Genomic DNA, 23041 nt, shown 5'->3' on the forward strand with positions numbered 1-23041 from the left:
GCCCGTCTCCCCGGGTTCATGGGCTAGCCCATCTCCTCCAGCGTCTTGCCCTTCGTCTCCTTCACGAACTTGAGCACGAACGGGATGGAGAGCGCGGCGAACACGGTGTAGATCACGTAGGTCATGGAGAGGTTCCAGTCGGCCAGCGACGGGAAGCTCGCGGTGATGGCCCAGTTGGCGATCCACTGCGCGGCGGCGGCGACACCGAGGGCGGCGGCGCGGAGCTTGTTGGGGAACATCTCGCCGAGGAAGACCCAGACGACGACACCCCAGGAGAGGGCGAAGAAGAGGACGAACACGTGGGCGGCGATCAGGGCGACCCAGCCCTGCGTGGCGGGCAGCTTGCCGTCGACGAGGTCGAAGGAGAAGGCCCAGGCCTCCAGGGCGAGCCCGATGACCATGCCCACGGAACCGATGAGCGCGAGGGGCCGGCGGCCGATCCGGTCGACGAAGATCATGGCGATCACCGTGCCGATGATGTTGATGATCGACGTGGTGAACGAGTAGAAGAACGACTCGGACGGGTCGACGCCGACCGACTGCCACAGCGTCGCGGAGTAGTAGAAGGCGACGTTGATGCCGACGAACTGCTGGAAGACCGAGAGGCCGATGCCGATCCAGACGATCGGCTTGAAGAAGAAGGTGCCGCCGAGCAGGTCCTTGAAGACCGACTTGTGCTCGCTCTTCATGGCGTGCTCGATCTCGGCGACGCGGGCGTCCAGGTCGATCTTGTCGCCCTCGACCTCCCGGAGCACCTCGCGGGCGCGCTCGTCGCGGCCCACGGAGATCAGGAAGCGCGGTGACTCGGGGATCGCGAAGGAGAGCAGCCCGTACAGGACGGCCGGGACGACCATGACGCCGAGCATGACCTGCCAGGCTTCCAGACCCATGATCTCGCCGCGCTGGTCACCGCCGGCGGCGTTCAGGATGCCCCAGTTGACGAGCTGCGAGATGGCGATGCCGATGACGATCGCGGCCTGCTGGAAGGAACCGAGCCGCCCGCGGTACGCGGCGGGGGCTACCTCGGCGATGTAGGCCGGGCCGATGACGGAGGCCATACCGATGGCGAATCCGCCGACGACCCGCCAGAAGGCCAGGTCGTACAGGGCGAAGGGCAGCGCGGAGCCGACGGCGCTGACGGTGAACAGCACGGCTGAGATCTGCATGCAGCGGATGCGGCCGATGCGGTCGGCGATCCGGCCGGCGGTGGCGGCGCCGATCGCGCAGCCGATCAGCGCGATGGCGATGACCTGGGCCAGGGCCGCGGAGCCGATGTCGTACCGGTGCCGGATGGCCTCGACGGCGCCGTTGATCACGGCACTGTCGTAGCCGAAAAGGAAGCCGCCCATCGCGGCCGCCGCCGCGATGAAGATGACGTGCCCGAGATGTTCGGGGTGAGCCACCTGGGCTCCTGACGGGGATGGCTGCGCTGTGCTGGTCACGTGTAACTCCTCGGGCCACCGGCCTCACTGCCGGGGGTGGGGGCGAGCCCTTCGGGACGGTGTCTCCAGTGGCGCACACGTTTACGCCACCCACCACCTGAAGGTAAAAGCATCGATGCAGAGACTATGCCTTCAAGTTTCGTAGTCAAGAGGCGGGCCTGCCGTCCTGAAAGATGCCCCAGGTAACGAAATTGTGTTCAAGTCTTGAAGAGACAGAAACAGCATGAACTCTGGAGTACCCCGGAAGCGCCGCGGAGAACTCCGTGATCGCGCCAACCTCGGGCGTACGGCTTGCCGGGACCGGGACCGGTGCGGGGCACGGAGCCGGGGGGCGGCCGCCGGAGGGCAGTCGCGGTGACCCCGATCCGGCGGCGGTCGCTGCGACCGTTCGGGCGAGTGTCAGCGAAGCCGCTGGCTGATGACCTTCGACACCCCGTCGCCCTGCATGGACACGCCGTACAGCGCGTCGGCGACCTCCATCGTCCGCTTCTGGTGCGTGATCACGATCAGCTGCGACGCCTCCTGCAGCTCCTCCATGATCCGGATCAGCCGCTGCAGGTTGGTGTCGTCGAGCGCCGCCTCGACCTCGTCCATCACATAGAACGGACTGGGCCGCGCCTTGAAGATCGACACGAGCATCGCGACGGCCGTCAGCGACCGCTCCCCGCCGGAGAGCAACGAGAGCCGCTTGACCTTCTTCCCGGGCGGCCGCGCCTCGACATCGACGCCCGTGGTGAGCATGTTGCCGGGATCGGTCAGGACCAGCCGTCCGTCCCCGCCCGGGAACAGCCGGCCGAAGACCCCCTCGAACTCCCGCGCCGTGTCCCGGAAGGCCTCGCTGAAGACCTGCTCGACCCGCTCGTCGACCTCCTTCACCACCTGCAGAAGGTCGATCCGCGTCTTCTTCAGGTCCTCCAGCTGCTCACTGAGGAACTTGTGGCGCTCCTCCAGCGCGGCGAACTCCTCCAGCGCGAGCGGATTGACCTTGCCCAGCTGCTGGTAGGCCCGCTCGGCGGACCTGAGCCGCTTCTCCTGCTCGGCCCGATGGAACGGGCGGGGCTGGTTGCGCGGATGCTCCGGGTCGTCCGGCAGCTCCTCGCCCTCGGCGGGCAGGGAGGGCGGTACGAGCTGTCCGGGCCCGAAGTCCGCGATCAGTCCGGCCGGTTCGACGCCCAGCTCTTCGAGCGCCTTGGCCTCCAACTGCTCGATCCGCAGCCGTTTCTCGGCCCCGAGCACCTCACCGCGGTGCACCGAGTCCGTGAGCTTGTCGAGCTCGGCCTTGAGGTCGCGGCCCTGGTTCCGGGCGACGACGAGGTCCTGCTCCCGTCGCGCCTTGGCGCTCTCCGCAGCCGTGCGCTCCTCGTCCGCGCGGCCGAGCGAGACCTCCACGTGGGTGAGCAACTGCCGGGCGCCCGCGGCGACGGCCTCGGCGACGGCGGCCTCGTGCCGCAGCCGCGCCCGGCGCTGCTCGGCCCGCGCCCGCGCTTCGCGTTCGGCGCGCGCGGCCCGGTCGAGCGAATCGGCCCGCCCGGCAAGGCCCTTGACCCGTTCCTCGTGCGTACGCGCCTGGAGCCTGGCCTCCATCTCGGTCTGCCGCGCGTTGGCGCCGTCGGCCGCGAGCCGGTCCCGTACGGAGGTGTCGGGCTCCTCCTCCACCGGCATCTCCTCGGCGACGGCGAGCCGTTCGGCCAGCTCCTGCGCCTCTTCGACGGCCCGGTCGAGAGCTTCCTGGGCCCGTGCGGCCGCGGCGGCGCTCCGCTCGGCCTCTCCCGCCGCGCCCCGCGCCTGCCCCGCCAACCGTCCGAGCTGCTGGGCGACCTGGGACCGTTCCCGTTCGCCGGCCCGGCGCCGCTCGCCCAACTCCTCGACGAGAGCGACCCGTTCCCCGCGCAGCTCGGTGGCGCGACGCTGGGCCCCGGCCAACTCCTCGCACAGCACGCCCAGTTCGGCGAGCTCGGCAGCCGCCTCGTCGACGGAGGCCTGCACTTCGAGCAGACTGGGCGCCCCGGCGGAACCGCCCTGTGCGAAGTGCGCCCCGAGCAGATCCCCCTCCGCGGTCACCGCGGTCAGCCAGGGCCGCGCGTAGACGAGGTCCTCGGCGTCCTCGAGTGTGCCGACCACGACAATGCCCCGCAGCAGCCGACGTACGGCAGGCATCAGGTCCGAGGGGCCGCGGACGAGATCGGCGGCGAACGGCGGACCGTCCGCACGCGCCTGCCCATGTACGCCGGCGGTGCCGACGTCGTCGGGAGCGGCCCCCGAGTACCTCGCGCCGACTCCCTCACCGGACAGCCTTCCGGCTCCTCCGCCGACCTCGCCCCCGCGTCCGTCCTCGCCCCCGGCGCCGTCTCCGCGTACGCCGCCGGACCCTCGGCTCCCCGCGAGCGCGTCCGGCGCCGGAGCGTGCCCGGTCCCGTCGGCGGTCGAGGAGGCCGGACCTCCCGGCGCGTCCGTCGGCTCGGGGGCTCCCGCCAGCAGGAGCGCCGCCCGCCCGGCGTCCTGCTTGCGGAGCATGCGGATGGCCTCCGCCGCCGAAGCGGGCGTGGTCACCGCGATCGCGTCCGCCGCGGCGCCGAAGGCTGCCGCCACCGCGACCTCGTGGCCGGGGGTGACCGAGAGCAGTCCGGCCGCGGGACCGAGGAGGCCCGACAGCCGGTCCTTCGCCGCGAGCAGCGCCCCGGAACCGTCCTTGCGGCGCAGGCCCAGGGCCAGGGCCTCGCGGCGGGCGTGCGTGGCCGCGCGCCTGCGCTCGGCCGAGGTGACCGCCTCACGCGCCGCGGTCAGCGCGGACTCGGCGTCGGCGAGGGCGCTCCTGGCCGCCTCGTGCCGTGCGGCGAGTTCCTCGTCGCCCGCGTCCAGACCGTCGACCTCCGCCTTGAGCTGCTCGTACTCCTCCTGGGCGGCGACCGCGCGGTCCTCGGCCTCGTCGCGGGCGGCGGCCAGCCGGTCGATCTCGGACTGGGCGGAGGCGGCACGCGAACGGGCCGCGTTGACCTGCCCGTTCAGCCGGGCCAGCCCCTCGCGGCGGTCGGCGATGGCCCGGGCCACGTCCTTCAGGCGCCGTTCCTCCACCGCCAGCTCGCGCTCCAGCTCGGCCCGGTGCTCGACCGTGTCCTCCAGCGCGTGCTCGGCCGCCTCCAGGGCCGCTTCGAGCTCGGCCTCCTGCTCACGCACCCGCGCGGCCTCGCGCTCCATGTCCTCGGGATCGCGTCCGCGCCGCTCCTCCGGCGGCTGGGCGGTGGCGCTCTTCACCCGGGCGTCCGCCAGCGAGACCGTCCCGCGCACCCGCTCGGCCAGCTGCGACAGTTCGTACCAGGTCTGCTGGGCCCGCTGGAGGCGCGGGGCGAGCCGACGTACTTCGTCCTCCAGCAGCGCCTCCTGCTGCAGGGCCTTCTTCAACTCGGCCTCGGCGGCTTCCTTGCGCTCCTTGAGCGCGGCCTCGTCGGCCACCTCGGCCCGGAGCGCGCCCCTCAGTCGTACGAGGTCGTCGGCGAGCAGCCGGAGGCGGGCGTCCCGCAGGTCGGCCTGGATCACGGCGGCCCGGCGCGCGACGGCCGCCTGCCGTCCGAGCGGCTTCAACTGGCGGCGCAGCTCGTCCGTGAGGTCCTGCACGCGCGCGAGGTTGGCCTTCATCGCCTCCAGCTTCCGCAGCGCCTTCTCCTTGCGCTTGCGGTGCTTGAGGACGCCCGCGGCCTCCTCGATGAAGGCGCGCCGGCCCATCGGGTCGGCGTGCAGAACGGAGTCGAGCTGGCCCTGGCCGACGATGACGTGCATCTCGCGGCCGATGCCGGAGTCGGACAACAGCTCCTGGATGTCCAGCAACCGGCACGTGTCACCGTTGATCTGGTACTCGCTGCCGCCGTTGCGGAACATGATCCGCGTGATGGTGACCTCGGCGTACTCGATGGGCAGCGCGCCGTCGGAGTTGTCGATCGTCAGCGAGACCTCGGCACGGCCGAGCGGGGGCCGCCCGGTGGTGCCGGCGAAGATGACGTCCTCCATCTTGCCGCCGCGCAGCGACTTGGCGCCCTGCTCGCCCATGACCCAGCTGAGGGCGTCCACGACGTTGGACTTGCCCGAGCCGTTGGGCCCCACGACACACGTGATGCCCGGCTCGAACCGCAGGGTGGTCGCCGAGGCGAACGATTTGAACCCACGCAGGGTCAGGGCCTTGAGGTGCACGCGGCCGGACTCTACCTTCCGGGTCGGTCTCACTCCATGAACGCGCGGTTTCACCCATGAACGTGCAGGGCACACCAGACGTTAAAGAGAGTGAAGAGCGAGTGAAAGAGCGCGCGGGGACAAGAAAGAAGGGACGCCGAAGCGTCCCTTGCAACTGTGTTAGCGGCTGACACGGGCAGCCTGTTCACTGGTGGTGGTGACTGTGCTCTTCAGTGATCAGGTGAGCGCAGGCTCCGCCTGGGGTACGTCGATGCTCTCGAGAAGCGAGTCATGAGAAGCGGCAGCCGCGAGCGCGTCGTTCTCAGCCTGGATCCGTCCGAGCTCGGATTCCAGATCCTGGACGCGCTGCTGGAGCCGTCGCATCTCGGCAATGAGTCGCGGGTCGGAACCGCCGACGTAACCGAGAAGCGCCTTTGCCATGATGGATGGTCCTCCACACTGATGACCGACCGAAGCGGTGTGGGTCGTGAGGGAATCGCACCCGCGATGCTTGGCACTGTCGAGTTCTGCTGCCGCTCTTACATGCCAAACAGCTAAGGTGCGCGGGGACTTTCAGCGTCTCACCAAAAAGTTTGACGGTCAACACGATCACGCCCCGTATTGGGGGGCAACCCTGGGCGCGCGGCCTGAGAAGGGGCGGCGCGGCCTCGCTTTCGGGGCCCTGGGGGCGTGGAGATCATTCTTATCGGCGGAGCCTGCCACGGCAAGGGGTTCTTGGCAACCACCAGGCGCTTTCTGCCTCTGGCAGGTGCCCGGCGCACGCCCCGCGCTCACGACCGGGGGTGTCGCGACCGGAGCGGCGGAGTGGATCTCACCGGATGGCGAAGCCCTCGTAGCCGCCCCGGGGCGTGTCCCAGATCTCAGTGACTCCGTCGACGCGGCCCGGCGTGTCGTCTCCGGCCAGCCAGTCGAGCAGCCCCTGGCACCCACTTCGGGGGCCCTCCGCGACCACCTGGACCCGTCCGTCCTCCAAATTGAGAGCAAAACCACTCAGGCCGCCGATCTCCAGGGCCCTGGCTCGCGTGTACCAGCGGAAACCCACACCCTGCACCCGTCCGCGTACCCAGGCGACCAGCCTTACATCCTCGTTCATGGCTGCACGCTAACCGGCCAATTGCACTCGTAACACTTCTCCCCCTTGCGCCATGGGGTACCGTCCCGACCCAATGAGCCTCACTCGTTCGGGTGAGGAACGTTGACCGCAAGGATGAGGAAGGCCAGGAGATGGGACGCCACCGACGCTCCGCCGCCGGCCGCGCCGCCACAGGCCGCGCCACCGGGGTCACGCAAACGTACGACACGTACACGGGCGGTTACGCGACGGACGGCTCGGGCCACGACGCGGGCCTGGGCGACTACGCCACCGCGGGCGACCACCGCACCGCAGGGGACTACCTGACCGGCGGTCCGTACTCGACCGCGGGGATGTACGACTCGCCGGGCGGCATACACGAGACGGGCGACGTCTACGCGAAGAGCGACGCCTACCTCTTCGAGCCGGACGACGCCTCCGCCCACGGTGCGGACGGTTACGCCCCCGACCGCGGCGCCCGGCGCGGCCAGCGCCGTCGCAGGAAGGGCGTGACGCCCGTCCGTACCGGCCTGCTCGGTGTCTCGGCGGCCGTCGCGATGGGTGCCGTCGCCGTGGCCTCCGGGCTGATCCCGGGCAGCGACAGCCTCTCGATCGGCGGCGGCGCGGACAAGGTACGCGCCCAGGACACTCCGAGCGACGTGGAGACCCAGGGCGGCACGGACGGCACCGCGGACGACCGCGCGGACTCGGGCACGAGCCGCGACCTGGAGCGCTCCGCGTCCCCGTCGGTCTCGCCGACGAAGGCCCCGGAGAAGACCGAGAAGAAGAAGCCCTCGGCGAAGCCGTCGACCAAGGCCCCGGTCAAGGACTCGAAGACGGAGTCGGCCGCGAAGGCTCCGGCGGCGAAGGCGCCCGACACCACACCGTCGAAGGCCGCGTCCACGGTCTCCAACGCCGAAGCCCAGGTCCTGTCGCTGGTCAACCAGGAGCGGGCCAAGGCCGGCTGCAGCCCGGTGACCGCGTCCGGCCCGCTGGCCGCGCTGGCCGAGGCCTTCAGCGAGGACATGGCCGCGCGGGGCTTCTTCGACCACACGGACCCGGACGGTGCCTCGCCCTGGGACCGCGCGGAGAAGGCCGGCATCTCGGACCTCGGCGGAGAGAACATCGCCCGCGGCCAGGCCGACGCCGCCGCGGTGATGGAGGCCTGGATGAACAGCCCCGGCCACCGCGCGAACATCCTGAACTGCGACTTCAAGACCCTGGGCGTAGGCGCGCACTTCGCGTCGGGCGGCCCCTGGTGGACGCAGGCCTTCGGCTACTAGCCAGGACGTACGGCTGTGCCCCGGCCCGGAAGCCCCGGACCGGGGCACAGCCGTGTCCGGCACCGGCACCGGTCTGCCCGATTCTGGTTAGCGCAACCTATTGGACAGCGCTGTCCAGGAGTAGGCTCGGAACATGGACCTCACGGATCGGCCCGACCTCGCGTTCGACGTGTTCTCCAGGGCGTGCCCGTCCCGGGGCACCCTTGAGCACGTCACGGGGCGCTGGGGCGCGCTCACGCTGGGAGCGCTGTACGAGGGCTCGCTGCGCTTCAACGAACTGCGTCGGCGCGTGGACGGCGTGAGCGAGAAGATGCTCTCCCAGACGCTGCACGCGCTGGAGCGCGACGGGCTGGTGCACCGGGAGGCACAGCCGACGAACCCGCCGCGGGTGGACTACGAGCTGACGCCGCTCGGCCGCGAGGTCGCCGGGCGGCTGCTGGCCCTCATCCACTTCGTGGAGGGGCGCATGGCGGACGTGCTCGGGGCGCGTGAGCGCTACGACACCGCGCGCGGCGGACGCTGACAGCGCGGACAGAAGTAGCTGGACCGGTTCATCCAGGGCCTGCGCCGCATCACGGTGCCGCAGCGCCGGCACGGCTCCCCCTCGCGGCCGTATGCGTCGAGCGAGCGGTCGAAGTAGCCCGACTCCCCGTTCACGTTGACGTAGAGGCTGTCGAAGCTGGTGCCGCCGACGGCGAGGGCCGCGTTCATCACATCCCGTACGTGGCCCAGGAGTTCGGCCGTGCGCGGGCGTGTGAACCCGGTGGTGGGGCGCTCGTAGTGGAGCCGCGCACGCCACAGTGCCTCGTCCGCGTAGATGTTGCCGACACCGCTGATCAACGACTGGTCGAGCAGGGCGCGTTTGACGGTCGTGCGCCGGCGTCGCAGCGCTTCGTGGAACGCGTCGTCGTCGAACAAGGGGTCCAGGGGGTCGCGGGCGATGTGCGCGATGACGTCGGGCAGCCCGTCCGACGACGTCTCGTGCAACGAGAGCCCGCCGAAGGTGCGTTGGTCGACGAAGCGGAGTTCCGTGGCGAGGTCGTCCGCGAACCGGACGCGGATGCGCAGGTGCTTCTCGTCGGCGGCGTCCTGCGGCTGGACGAGGAGTTGTCCGCTCATCCCGAGGTGTGCGAGCACGGCGGTCGCGGAGTCCGCGAGCGGCAGCCAGAGATACTTGCCGCGGCGCTGGACCAGTCCGACGCGGTGGCCCTTCAGCCGGGCTCCGAAATCCTCGCCGCCGGCGATGTGCCGGCGTACCGCGCGGGGGTGCAGCACCTGGACGTCCGCGACGATCCGGCCGCTGACCCATCGTTCGAGGCCCCGCCGTACGACCTCGACCTCGGGCAGTTCGGGCACGGTTTCTCCTTGGGAGCGGCAGCCGACTGGGCGGGCGGCATGGTTGCGGCGCGCGCCCGCAGCGTACCTCCGGGTGCGCGGAACACGGTCGCCCGCCCCTGCCCGCGGCGGCGTTGTCGGCGGCGGCGGGCCGGTGAGGGCTGGTCGCGCACACGACAGGGACGCGGCGGGCTCTCCACGGGACCGGCCCGCCGGCTTCCGTGCCGGTGAACGACTTCGCCCGCCCCCGGTGACCGGGGGCGGGCGAAGGTCGGTTCGTCAGGCCGAAGCCGGGTCGGACGCCGCCGGTGAGGAGGCGTCGACCGCCTCGTCCTCGACCGGCTCGACCGGCTCTGCAACCGTCGGGGCCTGAGCCTCGGCGGCTGCCGCAGCAGCGGCCCGCTCGTCCGCGGCGGAGCGGATGGCCCGCCAGGCGGACTCCGCGGCCTGCTGCTCGGCCTCCTTCTTGCTGCGGCCGGTGCCGGTGCCGTACGAGACGCCTCCGACGCGGGCAGCAGCTGTGAAGGTCTTCTCGTGGTCCGGGCCGGTCTCGGTGACCAGGTACTCGGGAACACCGAGCCCTTCGGTCGCCGTGAGCTCCTGGAGACTGGTCTTCCAGTCCAGGCCCGCGCCCAGATTCGAGGATTTCTCGATCAGCGGGTCGAAGAGACGGTGGACGAGTTCGCCCGCCGATTCCAGACCCTGGTCGAGATAGACAGCGCCGATCACCGCTTCAAGGGTGTCGGCGAGGATGGACGCCTTGTCCCGGCCGCCCGTGCCCTCTTCGCCCCGGCCGAGCCGGATGAAGGAGCCGAGGTCGAGCTCACGGCCCACCTCCGCAAGCGCACGCGAGTTGACCACCGCGGCCCGCAACTTGGCCAGCTGGCCTTCGGGCAGGTCGGGGTGGGTGCGGTACAGCGTGTCCGTGACCACGAGGCCGAGCACGGAGTCCCCGAGGAACTCCAGGCGCTCGTTGGTCGGCAGACCGCCGTTCTCGTACGCGTACGAACGGTGGGTCAGTGCACGCACCAGAAGGGCGGACTCGAGCTTGTACCCGAGCCGCCCTTCCAGAAGCGTGTGGGACGAGGCTGTGTTCTCCGCCTTTTTCTTGGCGTTGACGTCCGCCTTGGCGTCGTCTGCCTTCTTGGGGCTGGACACAGTGCCTCTCACCAGCCGCTCAGACCTCGAGGACCTGGCGCTTGTTGTAGGTGCCGCAAGCAGGGCACGCGATGTGCTGCAGCTTGGGCTCGTGGCAGCGCTCGCACGCAACCAGGGTGGGGACCGCAGCCTTCCACTGCGACCGGCGGTGGCGCGTGTTGCTGCGCGACATCTTCCGCTTCGGAACAGCCACGGCTACTTCTCCTGCTTCTCGTCGACGCCTGCTTCGGCGCCGCTGATCTCGTCCTTCTCGCCATCTTCGAGTGAACCGGCGAGTCCCTGCAGTGCCGCCCAACGGATGTCGACGGCGTCATGGTGGTGGTCCGGGTCGTCCGCGAGCCGGGCTCCGCACTGGGAGCACAGGCCCGGGCAGTCGTCCTGGCACACCGGCTGCATCGGCAGTGCGAGCACCACCGCATCACGCAGCACTGGTTCGAGGTCGAACAAACCGTCCTCGATGAAGAGCGTGTCCTCGTCTTCCTCGGCGTCGTCGGCCGGCTCCGCTTTCACACGGCCCCGGTCGTCGGCGTCAGGGTACGAGAACATCTCCTGGAAATCCGTTTCGAGCTGCTGCTCGATCGGCTCCAGACACCTTACGCACTCCCCCTTGGCCAGTGCACGGGCGGTGCCTGTGACAAGCACCCCTTCCATGACCGACTCAAGACGGAGCTCGAGCTTCAGCGGCGCGCCTTCCGGCACTCCGATGACTCCCTGGATACCGAAGTCCTTGGGAGTGTCGATCTCACGGGTCAGGCGCTGCAGCGCACCGGGACGCCGCCCCAGCTCGTGTGTGTCGAACACGAGAGGGTTGCGGTGGTCGAGGCGGGCGTTCAGAGCCGTTCCTGCTTTCGATCTAGTAACTCGGGAGGCTGCCCCCGAAGTTCCAGGGCAGCGGTGATCGCGGACGTACACGCGACCGAAGAGCCAGGATACTGGACCTTTCGCTCTCGGCCCAATCCGGCTTCAGCGGCCCTGTTCGTACGCTCTCAGCTGCTCCGCACTGATCATGGTGGTGTCGAAGAGGCTGGTCTCGTCGAGCGTGTTCCCCTGCGCCTGGGGCGTCTGGGGGGCCGGCGCGTAGCCCTGCTGCTGGCCCTGGTCGTACGGGGCCTGCTGGTCGTAACCCTGCTGCGGGTAGGCGGCGTACGGGTCGGCCTGCTGGTAGCCGTACCCGTCCTGCTGCGCGTACTGCTGCTGGTAGCCATAGGGGTCGGTGGCCTGCTGCTGGTAGGCGTAGGCGTCCTGCTGCGCGTACTGCTGCTGGGCCGGGACCGCCGGGGGCTGGGGCCGGGCGGCGGGCTGGACCCGGGCGGACCGCTCGGGGATCTCCGCGAGGCCCTCCAGGTACTCGGCGTCGGTGGTGTGCCCCGTCGTCCCGTCCTCCCCGAAGGCGCCGAGCTCGCCCAGGTCGTCGCTGGCGATCCTGCCGTGCAGCTTCTGGCGGCCGCGGCCGACGGCGTCCAGGGTCTTGGCGAGGACGGCCTCGAAGGCGCCGAGCTTGACGTCGACGTATTCGTCGGCGTTGCGGCGCAGGGTCTCCGGGTCGTGGCTGCGCTCGGGGGCGTCCTCGTCCTCGTAGCCCCGCTCGTCGGTGCCGGGTCCGGTGCCGAGGAGCTTCTCGCGGCCCCGGCCGACCGAGCCGAGGGTCTTGGTGAGGACGACCTCGAAGTTGGCGAGCTTGGAGTCGACGTACTCGTCGGCCTCGGCCCGGACATCCTCGGCCTCCTTGCGGGCCTCGGCGAGGATCCGCTCGGCCTCGCTCTGCGAGCGGCGGGCGACCTCGGTGTCGGAGATCAGCGAACCGCGCTCGGCGTGCGCGGACTCGATGATCCGCTCGGCCTCCAGGCGGGCCTGCTCGACCATCTGCTCGCGGCCGCCGATCAGCTCCTGGGCCTGGGCGAGAGAGCCCGGCAGTGCCTGGCGCACCTCTTCGAGCAGGGAGAGGAGCTCGGCGCGGTTGACCACGCACGAGGCCGACATGGGCATGGAACGGGCGCTGCCGACCGCCGAGACGATCTCATCGAGCTTCTTCTGCACGTCCACCGTGTGCTCGCCACTCTCTACAGCTGTGATGGAGACGGACGGTTCGACTGTACGACCACACCTGCCCCGCCCGACACCGGATGACGGACTGTCAGGCACACGGGGACTTCTCAGTCCTTCCTGAGGCGCTCGGAGAGCGCTTCGAGGACCAGCGGCGGCACCAGGTGGGAGACGTCTCCGCCCCAGGTCGCGACCTCCTTGACCAACGAGGAGGAGAGGAAGCTGTAGGTGGGGTTGGTCGGGACGAAGAGGGTCTCGACACCCGAGAGGCCGTTGTTCATCTGGGCCATCTGCAGCTCGTAGTCGAAGTCGCTGACCGCCCGCAGCCCCTTGACGATGGCCGGGATGTCGCGCTCCTTGCAGAAGTCGACGAGAAGGCCGTGGAAGGCCTCCACCTCGACGTTCCCGAATTCGGCGGTGACCTGACGGATCAGGTCGATCCGCTCCTCGATCTCGAAGAGGCCCTTCTTGGACTGGTTGATCATCACCGCGACGTGCACGACGTCGTACAGCTTGGAGGCTCGGGCGATGATGTCGAGATGTCCGTTGGTAATCGGGTCGAACGACCCGGGACAGACGGCGCGGCGCACTTCAGATCCCTCGCTCTCCGGTCCGGTCATCGTGCGTCTTCGCACGTAGAGGCGGCGCGACCGTACCAAAACGTTCCCTCGCCATAACGACGGGACCGCAGTGCCTCAAAGCCGTCGGGCCACCGGAATTCGCCGCCTCTGGTACTGCGCTCAACGGTGACGAGTGCGTCGCCCGTGAGCCAGCCCCCGGCCCGGAGTGTGAGCAGGATCTCCCGAAGATCGTCATCCGTGACCGCGTACGGCGGATCGAGGAACACCAGGTCGTACGGGGCCGTCGGCTCGCCGGTACGGATGATCTGTTCCGCTTTGCCTGACCTGACCTCGGCGCCGGGCAGACCCAGCGCCTTCACGTTCTCCCGGATGGTGCGGGCCGCTCGGGCGTCGGCCTCCACGAGGAGGGTGTGTCCGGCGCCGCGGCTCAGCGCCTCCAGGCCGACGGCGCCCGAGCCCGCGTACAGGTCGAGGACGCGGTCGCCGTCCAGGGGGCCGCCGAGCAGGGACTGCCAGGTGGAGAAGAGCCCCTCGCGGGCCCGGTCCGAGGTGGGCCTTGTGCCGGTGCCCGGCGGGACTGCCAGGCGTCGTCCGCCGGCGGTGCCGGCGATCACGCGGGTCATCTGGGGTCCTTGGTCGAGGGGGTGGTCACGGGTTCAGTCTGGCAGGTGGGGGACGGTTCGCGTGGGGGCGGCGACCGCCAGGCCGTTCCCGATCGCTCGCGCCCGCCGGGAGCCGCACACGCAGACAGCCCCGCGCCCGGAGGCGTGCCCCGGAAGGCTCGCCCCGGCGCTCAGCCCTTTTCCAGGTACTGCTCCCTCTCTTCGTCCAGCAGGGCCTGGAGGGCCGTACGCAGGCCGGGCAGGTGCTCCAGGTCGGGGTCGGCGGTGACCACCGCGGTCGCCTCCTCGCGGGCCTCGGCGATGATCTCCTCGTCCTCGATGACGGCGAGCATCCGCAGTGAGGTGCGGGCGCCGGACTGGGCCTGGCCGAGGACGTCGCCCTCCCGCCGCTGTTCGAGGTCGATGCGGGAGAGCTCGAAGCCGTCGAGCGTGGCCGCCACCGACATCAGCCGTCGGCGGGCCGGGCTCGCCTCCGGCATCTCGGTGACGAGGAGGCACAGGCCCGCGGCGGAGCCACGGCCGACACGGCCCCGCAACTGGTGGAGCTGGGACACGCCGAACCGGTCGGCGTCCATGATCACCATCGCTGTCGCGTTCGGTACGTTCACCCCGACCTCGATGACCGTCGTGGCGACCAGAACCTGCGTCTGCCCCGCGGCGAAGCGGCGCATCACCGCGTCCTTGTCGTCCGGGGGCATACGGCCGTGGAGCACCTCGACCCCGAGACCCTGGAGCGGGCCCTTCGCGAGCTGCTCGGCGACGTCGAGGACCGCGAGGGGCGGGCGCTTCTCGGCCTCGTCCTCGGGAGACGGCTTCTTCCTGGACTTCTTCGGGTCGTCGTCCTCGTCACCGATGCGGGGGCAGACGACGTACGCCTGATGTCCGTTGGAGACCTCCTCCCGGACGCGCTCCCACGCGCGGGAGAGGAAGTGGGGCTTGTCGGCCGCCGGGACGACATGGCTGGCGATGGGTGAGCGCCCGGCGGGGAGCTGGTCCAGGACCGAGGTCTCCAGGTCGCCGAAGACGGTCATGGCGACCGTGCGGGGAATGGGCGTGGCGGTCATCACGAGGAGGTGCGGCGGCTGCTTGCCCTTGCCCCGCAGGGCGTCGCGCTGCTCGACGCCGAAGCGGTGCTGTTCGTCCACCACGACCAGCCCCAGGTCGTGGAACTGCACCTTGTCCTCGATCAGCGCGTGTGTGCCGATGACCAGCCCGGCCTCGCCCGTGACCAGGTCCAGCAGCGCCTGACGGCGGGCGGCCGTCCCCATGGAACCGGTCAGGAGCACCACCTTCGTGGAGTCCTCGGCGCCGCCGAGCATGCCGCCCTCGGCCAGCTCCCCCATCATCTCGGTGACCGACCTGTGATGCTGCTGGGCGAGCACCTCGGTGGGCGCCAGCATCGCCGCCTGCCCGCCCGCGTCGACGACGGCGAGCATGGCGCGCAGGGCCACCATCGTCTTCCCGCTTCCGACCTCTCCCTGGAGCAGCCGGTGCATCGGGTGGTCCGTGGCCAGGTCGTCGAAGATCTCCTTGGAGACCTTCTGCTGGCCCTCGGTGAGGGTGAAGGGGAGCTTGGCGTCGAAGGCGGACAGCAGTCCGTCCTTCTTGGGCTTCCGTGCCACGGCGGGCAGTTGGGCGTCCGCGTGGCGGCGGCGGGCGAGGGCCACCTGGAGGACGAACGCCTCGTCCCACTTGAGGCGGGAGCGGGCGTCGTCGATGTCCGCCTTCGTGTGCGGGCGGTGGATCTTCAGCAGGGCCTCGGGGAGGGAGACCAGGCCCCGGCCGGACCGGAGCGGGTCGGGCAGCGGGTCGACGGCCTCCTGCGCGCTCGGCAGTACGGTCTGCACCGCCTTGGCGATCTTCCAGGACTCCAGCTTGGCGGTCGCCGGATAGAGCGGGATCAGGGCTCCGGCCCAGGTGTCCACCGTCTCGGACTCGGCGTCGCCGCGCAGCAGCTCGTACGCGGGATGGGCCAGCTGGAGGCGGCGGTTGAAGACGGAGACCTTGCCCGCGAACAGCGCGCGGGTGCCGGGCAGGAGCTCCTTGTGGGGCTTGTGCACGCCGTTGCCGAAGAAGACCAGCTTGAGCTGGCCGCTGCCGTCCGTGATGGTCACTTCGAGGCGCTGGCCCTTGCCGCGGGGGGCCTTGGGCGAGGCGAACGTGAGCAGGCGGGCGTCGGCGACCTGGGCGACCACCGTCGCGTGCTCGTCCAGAGGGAGGTCGGCGAGGTGGGTGAGCTGTCCCCGCTCCTCGTACCTGCGCGGATAGTGGTGCAGCAGGTCGCCGACGGTGTGCAGGCCGAGATGCTCGGCCATCACCTTCGCGGTGGCGGGTCCGAGCACCTTCTTCAGTGGTTCTTCGAGCACGGGCACGAGATCCATTGCACACCACGGCACTGACAATGCCGTATACGTCCCGGAAATCCGCTGGTCAGACGGCTCGTTCGGGGCCTAGGATGACCCGCTCCGGCCCTGTTCGCGGTCATCTCGTCCCGGGACCGCCCGACCCCGCGCCGTCGCACGTCCCCCCACCGGCGCAGCGACGTATGGACTCCCAGACCTCACAGTCATCTCAGGCATCCCAGTCACCTCGTACGTTCCAGGTCGACCTGCGCGGCCTCGTGGACCTTCTCTCCCATCACCTCTACTCCAGTCCCAAGGTCTACCTGCGGGAGCTGCTGCAGAACGCCGTGGACGCGATCACCGCCCGCCGCGCCGAGCAGCCGGACGCGCCTGCCCTGGTGCGGCTGTTCGCCGGGGGCGGCACCCTGCGCGTGGAGGACTCCGGGATCGGGCTCACCGAGACGGACGTGCACAGCCTCCTGGCGACCATCGGCCGCAGCTCCAAGCGGGCCGACGGCCTGGAGTCGGCCCGTTCCGACTTCCTCGGCCAGTTCGGCATCGGCCTGCTCGCCTGCTTCGTGGTCGCCGAGCGCATCCGCGTGGTGAGCCGCAGCGCGCGCACGCCCGACGCGCCGCCCGTCGAGTGGACGGCGACCGACGACGGCTCCTACACGGTCCGTACGCTGCCGCACGCGGCCCGCGCCGAACCGGGCACTACCGTGTACCTGGAGGCCCGCCCGGGCGCCGCGGACTGGCTGGCCGCGGACCGGGTGCTGTCGCTGGCCCGGGACTTCGGATCGCTGCTGCCGTACGACGTCCGGGTGGGCGACGAGACGGTGACGGACCTTCCGGCGCCCTGGGACCGCGCCTACCCCAGTCCAGCCACCCGGAGGGTGGCCCTGGCCCGGCACTGCCACGACCTGTTCGGGTTCACGCCGCTGGACTCGATCGAGCTGAACGTGCCGCTGGCCGGGATCCGCGGGACGGCGTACGTGCTGCCGTCCGCGGTCAGCCCCGCCCAGCGCGCCGGTCATCGTGTGCACCTGAAGGGCATGCTGCTCACCGAGCGGGCCGAACAACTGCTGCCCGACTGGGCGTTCTTCGTGCGCTGTGTCCTCGACACGGACAGCCTGCGGCCCACCGCGTCGAGGGAGTCGCTGTACGAGGACGAGACCCTGGCGGGGGTGCGGGAGGCGCTGGGCGAGCGGATCCGGGCCTGGCTGACGGGGCTCGCGGCCGGTGATCCGGAGCGGCTGGCCGCCTTCCTGTCGGTGCACCACCTGGGGGTCAAGTCCCTGGCGCGGCACGACAGCGAGATGCTGCGCACGATGCTGCCGTGGCTGCCCTTCGAGACCACCGACGGGCATCTGTCGCTGGAGGAGTTCGCCCAGCGGCACCCGGTGGTGCACTTCACGCGGACCGTGGAGGAGTACCGCCAGGTCGCGCCGATCGCGTCCGCGCAGGGCGTGGGCGTGGTGAACGGCGGCTACACGTACGACAGCGAGCTCGTCGAGGCGCTGCCCTCGGTGCGCCCGGGGACGGTCGTGGCGGAGCTGGACGCCGACACGGTGACCGCGCATCTGGACGCGGTGGACCCCGCCGAGGAACTGGCTCTGTCGGCCTTCCTGGGAGCCGCGCGGGCGAAACTCGACCCCCTTGGGTGCGACGTCGTCCTGCGGGCCTTCCATCCGCTGTCCGTGCCCGCCCTGCACCTGGACGACCGGTCGGCCCGCCACGAGCAGGCCCGCGCGGACGCCGAGGAGCAGGCCGACGACCTGTGGGCGGGCATCCTCGGCTCCCTGCGCGGCAGCGCCCCGCGCGCGCGTCTGGTGCTCAACCACCTGAACCCGCTGATCCGGCGGATCAGTTCGCTCGACGACCGCGAACTGATCGGCACGGCCACGGAGTCGCTCTACGGACAGGCCCTTCTGATGGCGCAGCGCCCGCTGCGGCCGGCGGACTCGGCGCTCCTGAACCGGGCGTTCATCGGGCTCCTGGAGTGGGCCACCCACAGCAACCCCCCGGAGGAGGGTCCCCGATGAGCCGTCCCATGGACTCAGGCATGGACTTCGAGACGCTGCGCCGGGCGATGCAGGAGAACTACGAGCAGCCGGAGGGGCCCGCCCGCAACGCGCGCGCGGAGCAGCTGCTCGCCGAGGCCGAGAAGCTGAACATCCCGCTGGCCGTGATCGAGGCGCTCGGCCACCAGCTGAAGGTCTACAACTACAGCTCCGAGAAGGACAGGATGTTCGTCCCCTTCGCGCGCCTGCTGCGCATGTGGGACGAACGGCCCGAGGACTTCGACGAGTACGAGACCCACTCCCTGCACTGGGTCTTCAAGTGGGTGTCCTCGGGCATGATCGGCCAGCCGCACATCCCGCTCGCCTCCATCGAGAAGTGGCTCGGCGAGATGGAGCACCGCTACCGGCTCGCCGGGCATTCGGAACGGGCGGTCCGCAGCACCGAGTTCACGGTGGCGCGGTCCATCGGGGACATGGCCCGGGCCGAGCGGGCGTACACCGCGTGGCTGGCCGCGGACCGGGACCGGATGGCCGACTGCCACGCCTGTGAACTGCACGACCAGGGCTGGTGGCGGGCCGAGCGGGGCGCCGACGCCGAGGCCCTGGAGCTGTGGCGGCCCGTCCTGGAGGGCGAGTACACGTGCGCCCACGAACCGCACGCGGTCCTCGCGTCCTCTCTGCTGCCCCTGCTGCGGCTCGGCCGCCTGGACGAGGCGCGGGCCCACCACCTGCGCGGTTTCCGGCTCGTGCGCCCCATGGAGAGCATGCGCGGCGCGTACGCGGACCACGTGGAGTTCTGCGCGCTCACCGGGAACGAGGCACGTGCCCTGGAGCTGCTCGCGGAGCGTCCCGCGTACTTCACGGACAGCGGGGAGCCACGCAGCCGGATGGACTTCCTGGCCGTGGTCGCCCTGCTGGCGGACCGCCTGACCGCCCTCGGGTTCGGTACCCAGGACGTGCCGGGTCCGGCCGGCCGCACCTGGACCGCGAGCGAACTCGCCGCCCACGCGCGCGTGGAGGCCCTTTTGCTGGCCGGGCGCTTCGACGAGCGCAACGGCACGGCGTACGTGAGCGGGCGGGTCCGCCGGCGCATGGACCAGCGGCCTCTGGTGGAGCGCCTGCCGCTGGGCGTCCGGTCGGCACGGGCCGTGACCGCTCCCGTCAGGCCCGTGCCGGCTCCCGCGGCCGCCACCGGGCCGGATCTGCCCGCGCTGCTCACCGAGGCCCGCCGGCTGTCGGAGTCCCTGCACCCGGAGTCCGTCACGGCGTGGGCGGCGGTGGCCGAGGCGCTGGGGGACGGGGAACTGTCTCCGCGCGACCGCGCCGAGATGACCGACCACCGGGCGATGGGCCTCGGGCCCGAGGGCGTGGAGCTGTTCGCCCGCGCCGCCGAGCTGTACGAGGAGGCGGGCGACCCGGGCGAGGCGCTGGCCACGCGCGCGCGTGGCGCGTACGTACTGGCCCTGTCCGGCCGGAGCAAGGAGGCGCTGGCCGCGGTCTCGGAGCCGTACGAGCTGGTTCTCGCGCTCTTCGCGGAGGGCGGCACCGGGGTCCGGCAGGCCGCTTCGGTGCTGGTGGGACGGGCACGCATCCTGCTGCAGCGGGTGCAGGAGGCGGCCGAGACGAACGGGGCGGGGGACGGGTCCAAGGTCCTGGCCGCCGCGGAGACCGCCGCCCGGGAGCTGCTGGCCCTCGCCGAGCCGGAAGCGGGCAACGATCTCCTGGTGGCCGCACGCGCCGCCGAGGCCCAGGCCATGCTCGGGATGCTCGCGGCGCACGCCCAGGACGCGGAGAGGGCCGCGGAGCTGCTCACGCGGGCCGCGGAGGCGTTCGTCGCGGCCGGGCTGCCGTGGTTCGCGGTGGAGTACGAGGCGCGGCTCGCCGGGCTCGCGCGTCATCTGGGCGACGCCGAGGCGGCCGAGCGGGCGGCCCGGGCGGCGCTGGAGCACGGGGCGCCCTTCATGGAGGCGACGGGCCAGGCCCAGCTGCACCTCCAGCTGGCCGAGACGCTGGGCGCCACCGGACGGTTCGGGCCTGCCGCGGACCACGCCCTGGAGGCGTCGCACTGGGCCGACGAGGGGGGTGAGGGGGCCACTCTGGGCGCCTGGGCCAGGCATCAGCTCGGTGGCTTCCTGCTGCGCCAGGGGCGGTGGGCGGAGGCCGCCGTGGTGCTGGAGTCGGTGCTGCCGGAACTGGACGCGCGGACGCACGGCGACGGGGCGGTCGTGCAGACCCGGTGGTGGCTCGGCGACTGCCTCACCGAGCTCGGCGAGCACCGTGAGGCGGCCGAACACTGGCTGCGGGCCGCCGAGATCGCGCGGCGGTGGCCCGAGCAGCACGACCACGCGATGCTCGCCCATCTCGCCGCCGAGGCCCTGGGCCACGCGGGGCTCGATTCCGAGGCGGAGCAGGCGTACGAGCGCGCCGGTGACCTGTGGCGGTCCCTCGGCAACGTCCACGGGCTGATCCGCGCGCTGCGGGCCCGCGCGTGGCTCGTGGTGCGGGCGGACCGCGTGAACGGCGCCGACGACGCGGACAGCACGGACGACGGAGGTGACAGGGAGGCCGCCGGGCTCGACGCGGCAAGGGAGTTGATGAGCACGGCCGTCCGCGCGTGCGAGGCCGCGGAGCCCGAGGACGACGGCGCGCGCGAGCTGCTGGTGACCGAACTCGCCCACACGCACCGGCAGTTCGGCGATCTGGTCGCCCGTTCCGTATCCGACGACGCCGACGACGACGCGATCCGCGCCCTGTTCGAGGAGGCGCTGGCCCACATCGCCCTGGCCGTCTCCGGCTTCCTCTCGCTCGGCGAGGACGCGCTCCACAGCCGTACGGGTGCCGAACTCGCCGCCGGTCGGCTGGAGGCCGACCTGGAGCACCCCGGCCGGGCGGCCGCCCGCGCGCGTGCGGTACTCACCGCGTACGCCGGGCACGACGACGCGGACGAGACGGTGACGGCGCGACGGGCCGAGGCGGAGCGGCTGCTGCGGGCGACGGAGCCGGCCGAGTAGCGCTCGGCCGCAGGGGCGGTCGCAGGGCCGGTCGCAGGGGCCTCGCCCCCGGGGCCGTTCCTCGGCCTCGGGTCGGCCGTGGCCGGGCGCGGGCCTACTCCACGCCGATCAGCAGCAGGGCTCCCTGGCGTCCGCCCCGGTACACGACCGTGTCCACCGCCAGGTAGGACTCCCGGACCCGGGCTTCGAGGTGGGCCGCGATGGTGTCCGGGGCCTCGTCGCCGAGGACCAGGGTGACCATCTCGCCGCCCGCCGAGAGCATCCGGTTCAGGACCGCCTCGGCGGTGGCCGTGACGTCGGAGCCGATCACGGCCACGTCCCCGTCGATGAGGCCGAGGACGTCACCGGCCTGGCAGATGCCGGCCATGGTCCAGGACTGCCGTTCCGCGACCTCCACCTCGGCGTGCCGGGTCGCTCCGGCGGCCGAGGTCATCGCGACCACGTCCTCGTCGAAGCGCCTCTCGGGCTCGTGCACCGCGAGTGCGGCGATGCCCTGCACCGCGGAGCGGGTGGGGATCAGCGCGACCCTGACGCCCTCGGCCCGGGCCTGCTCGGCCGCCGCGGCCGCGGTGTGGCGCAGCTCGGCGTCGTTCGGCAGGAGCACCACCTCGACCGCGTGGGCCCGCCGTACCGCCTCGACGAGCTCCCCGCTCGCCGGCGGCTCCCCCGGTCGGGCGAGGACGGTGGTGGCCCCGGCCTCGGCGTAGAGCCGCGCGAGACCCTCGCCGGGGACGACGGCCACGACCGCGCGCTGGGTCCGCTCCCGGACCGGCCGGGTGGTCGAGCCCGTCGTGTGCGCGTCGTCCAGGCCGAAGTGCGTGATCCGGATCCGGTACGGCCGGCCGGCCTCGACGCCCGCCTCCACGGCCGCGCCCGCGTCGTCGACATGCACGTGGATGTTCCACAGGCCGTCGCCGCCGACCACGACGAGCGAGTCCCCGAGCGCGTCGAGCCGGTCGCGCAGCCGGACCACGGCAGCGTCGTCCGCCTCCAGGAGGTAGATCACCTCGAACGCGGGGCCGCTCTCCTCCTGCTCGGGGCCGGCTGCGCACTCCCCCGCGTCGCCCGGGTCTGCGGGCGGCTCCGTCACGGCGGCGTCCACGCGCGCGTGCGGTGCGGTCACGTCCGGTATGTCCCCCACGCGCGCGGGGGACGCCAGCACGGGCACCGCTCCGGCCGCGGGGGCCTCGCCGGTGAACGTCTCCACCAGTGCCGCGAGCACGGCCACGAGTCCGCGTCCGCCGGCGTCCACCACGCCGGCCCGCTCCAGGACCGCCAGCTGCCCGGGAGTCGCCGCGAGGGCCGCCCGCGCGCCCTCGTAGGCGGCCCGCGCGACCACCGCGCAGTCCCCGTCCGCGCCGGAGGCCGCGTCGGCGGCGGCCGTGGCGACGGTGAGGACCGTGCCCTCGACCGGGCGCGCGACGGCCAGCCGGGCCGCGTCGGCGGCGTGCCGGAGGGCGAGCCCCAGGCCCGGGCCGTCGGCGTGGGCGGCGTCACTGTCGGCGGCGAGCACCTGGGACATGCCCCGCAGGAGCTGCGCGAGGATCGTCCCGGAGTTCCCCCGGGCCCCGATGAGCGCGCCGTGCGCCATGGCGTGCACGGCGTCGGCGAGCGAGGGCCGATCGACCACCGGCACCCCGGGGACGGCGCCGGGCGCCGCGCGGCCGGCGGAGACGGTGGCGTGGCCCGCGAAGACGGCCTCGACCGCCGCGGCCGCCGACTCCACGGTCAGATAGAGGTTGGTGCCGGTGTCCCCGTCCGCGACGGGATAGACATTGATCGCGTCGATCTCCTCGCGCGCGCGGCCGAGGGCCGCCAGCGCGAATCCGCACCAGGCACGTACCGCGGATGCGTCCAATGTCTGCGGCACCTGCGGCACCTGCGCCTCCTTGAGCAGCCGAATCCCGGACGCAGCGTAGACCCGGAGCGGGTTCCCGCCGGAAGAGGG

General features: G+C 71.8%; 16 protein-coding genes and 1 pseudogene. 4 read left to right on the forward strand and 13 right to left on the reverse strand.

Translation table 11 applies throughout. The annotated features are described in order from the left end of the window. Positions 1-23: 23 nt before the first annotated feature. The 4 genes from O1Q96_RS36080 to O1Q96_RS36095 form a co-directional block, all read right to left on the reverse strand. Positions 24-1442 carry a sugar porter family MFS transporter gene (locus O1Q96_RS36080; protein WP_269252140.1) on the reverse strand — a complete coding sequence of 473 codons (1419 nt, stop codon included), beginning with the start codon at positions 1440-1442 and terminating at the stop codon, positions 24-26. Between the two features lie 399 nt (positions 1443-1841). Beyond that, the gene (locus O1Q96_RS36085) at positions 1842-5624 is read right to left on the reverse strand and encodes an AAA family ATPase (RefSeq protein ID WP_269252141.1); all 3783 of its coding nucleotides are present in this window, start codon (positions 5622-5624) and stop codon (positions 1842-1844) included. Positions 5625-5840: 216 nt separating this feature from the next. Further along, positions 5841-6044 (reverse strand): hypothetical protein, encoded by a 204-nt coding sequence (locus O1Q96_RS36090; RefSeq protein ID WP_107021972.1) that lies wholly within the window; start codon positions 6042-6044, stop codon positions 5841-5843. A gap of 391 nt (positions 6045-6435) precedes the next feature. Beyond that, on the reverse strand, positions 6436-6717 hold the full coding sequence (locus O1Q96_RS36095; protein WP_269252142.1) for an acylphosphatase: 282 nt from the start codon (positions 6715-6717) through the stop codon (positions 6436-6438). 131 nt (positions 6718-6848) lie between these two features. Here O1Q96_RS36095 and O1Q96_RS36100 point away from each other — a divergent pair, with 131 nt between their 5' ends. Next, on the forward strand, positions 6849-7979 hold the full coding sequence (locus tag O1Q96_RS36100) for a CAP domain-containing protein (protein ID WP_269252143.1): 1131 nt from the start codon (positions 6849-6851) through the stop codon (positions 7977-7979). A 133-nt stretch (positions 7980-8112) separates the two neighbouring features. Further along, the gene (locus tag O1Q96_RS36105; RefSeq protein ID WP_217452534.1) at positions 8113-8502 is read left to right on the forward strand and encodes a winged helix-turn-helix transcriptional regulator; all 390 of its coding nucleotides are present in this window, start codon (positions 8113-8115) and stop codon (positions 8500-8502) included. Here the strand turns inward: O1Q96_RS36105 and mutM are convergent. From mutM to recG, 8 genes and pseudogenes are all read right to left on the reverse strand, one after another. Then, positions 8475-9335 carry a bifunctional DNA-formamidopyrimidine glycosylase/DNA-(apurinic or apyrimidinic site) lyase gene (mutM, locus tag O1Q96_RS36110; RefSeq protein ID WP_269252144.1) on the reverse strand — a complete coding sequence of 287 codons (861 nt, stop codon included), beginning with the start codon at positions 9333-9335 and terminating at the stop codon, positions 8475-8477. The two genes, O1Q96_RS36105 and mutM, sit on opposite strands and share 28 nt — an antisense overlap. 258 nt (positions 9336-9593) lie before the next feature. Beyond that, positions 9594-10484 carry a ribonuclease III gene (rnc, locus tag O1Q96_RS36115; protein WP_269252145.1) on the reverse strand — a complete coding sequence of 297 codons (891 nt, stop codon included), beginning with the start codon at positions 10482-10484 and terminating at the stop codon, positions 9594-9596. A 7-nt stretch (positions 10485-10491) separates the two neighbouring features. Next, the gene (rpmF, locus tag O1Q96_RS36120) at positions 10492-10665 is read right to left on the reverse strand and encodes a 50S ribosomal protein L32 (protein ID WP_006139588.1); all 174 of its coding nucleotides are present in this window, start codon (positions 10663-10665) and stop codon (positions 10492-10494) included. A 2-nt stretch (positions 10666-10667) separates the two neighbouring features. Continuing rightward, positions 10668-11306, reverse strand: coding sequence for a YceD family protein (locus tag O1Q96_RS36125; RefSeq protein ID WP_269253868.1), 639 nt, complete (start codon positions 11304-11306; stop codon positions 10668-10670). A gap of 129 nt (positions 11307-11435) precedes the next feature. Then, a complete protein-coding gene (locus O1Q96_RS36130; protein WP_269252146.1) occupies positions 11436-12515 on the reverse strand; it encodes a F0F1 ATP synthase subunit B in 1080 nt (359 codons plus the stop codon). A gap of 110 nt (positions 12516-12625) precedes the next feature. Next, the gene (coaD, locus tag O1Q96_RS36135; RefSeq protein WP_217452563.1) at positions 12626-13105 is read right to left on the reverse strand and encodes a pantetheine-phosphate adenylyltransferase; all 480 of its coding nucleotides are present in this window, start codon (positions 13103-13105) and stop codon (positions 12626-12628) included. Between the two features lie 26 nt (positions 13106-13131). Further along, a pseudogene (rsmD, locus tag O1Q96_RS36140) lies at positions 13132-13728 on the reverse strand (16S rRNA (guanine(966)-N(2))-methyltransferase RsmD); the annotation flags it as partial. Between the two features lie 161 nt (positions 13729-13889). Then, positions 13890-16100, reverse strand: coding sequence for an ATP-dependent DNA helicase RecG (recG, locus tag O1Q96_RS36145; RefSeq protein WP_269252147.1), 2211 nt, complete (start codon positions 16098-16100; stop codon positions 13890-13892). A 164-nt stretch (positions 16101-16264) separates the two neighbouring features. Here recG and O1Q96_RS36150 point away from each other — a divergent pair, with 164 nt between their 5' ends. Next, positions 16265-18103, forward strand: coding sequence for an HSP90 family protein (locus O1Q96_RS36150; RefSeq protein WP_269252148.1), 1839 nt, complete (start codon positions 16265-16267; stop codon positions 18101-18103). Positions 18104-18111: 8 nt separating this feature from the next. Next, positions 18112-21093, forward strand: a complete 2982-nt coding sequence (locus O1Q96_RS36155; protein WP_419587083.1) for a tetratricopeptide repeat protein — start codon at positions 18112-18114, stop codon at positions 21091-21093. 94 nt (positions 21094-21187) lie between these two features. On the opposite strand, the gene O1Q96_RS36160 is transcribed toward O1Q96_RS36155, so the two are convergent. Continuing rightward, positions 21188-22972 (reverse strand): DAK2 domain-containing protein, encoded by a 1785-nt coding sequence (locus tag O1Q96_RS36160; RefSeq protein WP_269252150.1) that lies wholly within the window; start codon positions 22970-22972, stop codon positions 21188-21190. Positions 22973-23041: the final 69 nt, after the last annotated feature.

The organism is Streptomyces aurantiacus (assembly GCF_027107535.1).
Classification (GTDB): domain Bacteria; phylum Actinomycetota; class Actinomycetes; order Streptomycetales; family Streptomycetaceae; genus Streptomyces.

What these genes read in the sequence shown, in the direction of transcription:
- O1Q96_RS36090 (WP_107021972.1), bottom strand. Translation starts at nt 6,044, where the DNA reads ATGGCAAAGGCGCTTCTCGGTTACGTCGGCGGTTCCGACCCGCGACTC.
- O1Q96_RS36095 (WP_269252142.1), bottom strand. Translation starts at nt 6,717, where the DNA reads ATGAACGAGGATGTAAGGCTGGTCGCCTGGGTACGCGGACGGGTGCAG.
- O1Q96_RS36100 (WP_269252143.1), top strand. Translation starts at nt 6,849, where the DNA reads ATGGGACGCCACCGACGCTCCGCCGCCGGCCGCGCCGCCACAGGCCGC.
- O1Q96_RS36105 (WP_217452534.1), top strand. Translation starts at nt 8,113, where the DNA reads ATGGACCTCACGGATCGGCCCGACCTCGCGTTCGACGTGTTCTCCAGG.
- recG (WP_269252147.1), bottom strand. Translation starts at nt 16,100, where the DNA reads ATGGATCTCGTGCCCGTGCTCGAAGAACCACTGAAGAAGGTGCTCGGA.
- O1Q96_RS36150 (WP_269252148.1), top strand. Translation starts at nt 16,265, where the DNA reads ATGGACTCCCAGACCTCACAGTCATCTCAGGCATCCCAGTCACCTCGT.
- O1Q96_RS36155 (WP_419587083.1), top strand. Translation starts at nt 18,112, where the DNA reads ATGGACTCAGGCATGGACTTCGAGACGCTGCGCCGGGCGATGCAGGAG.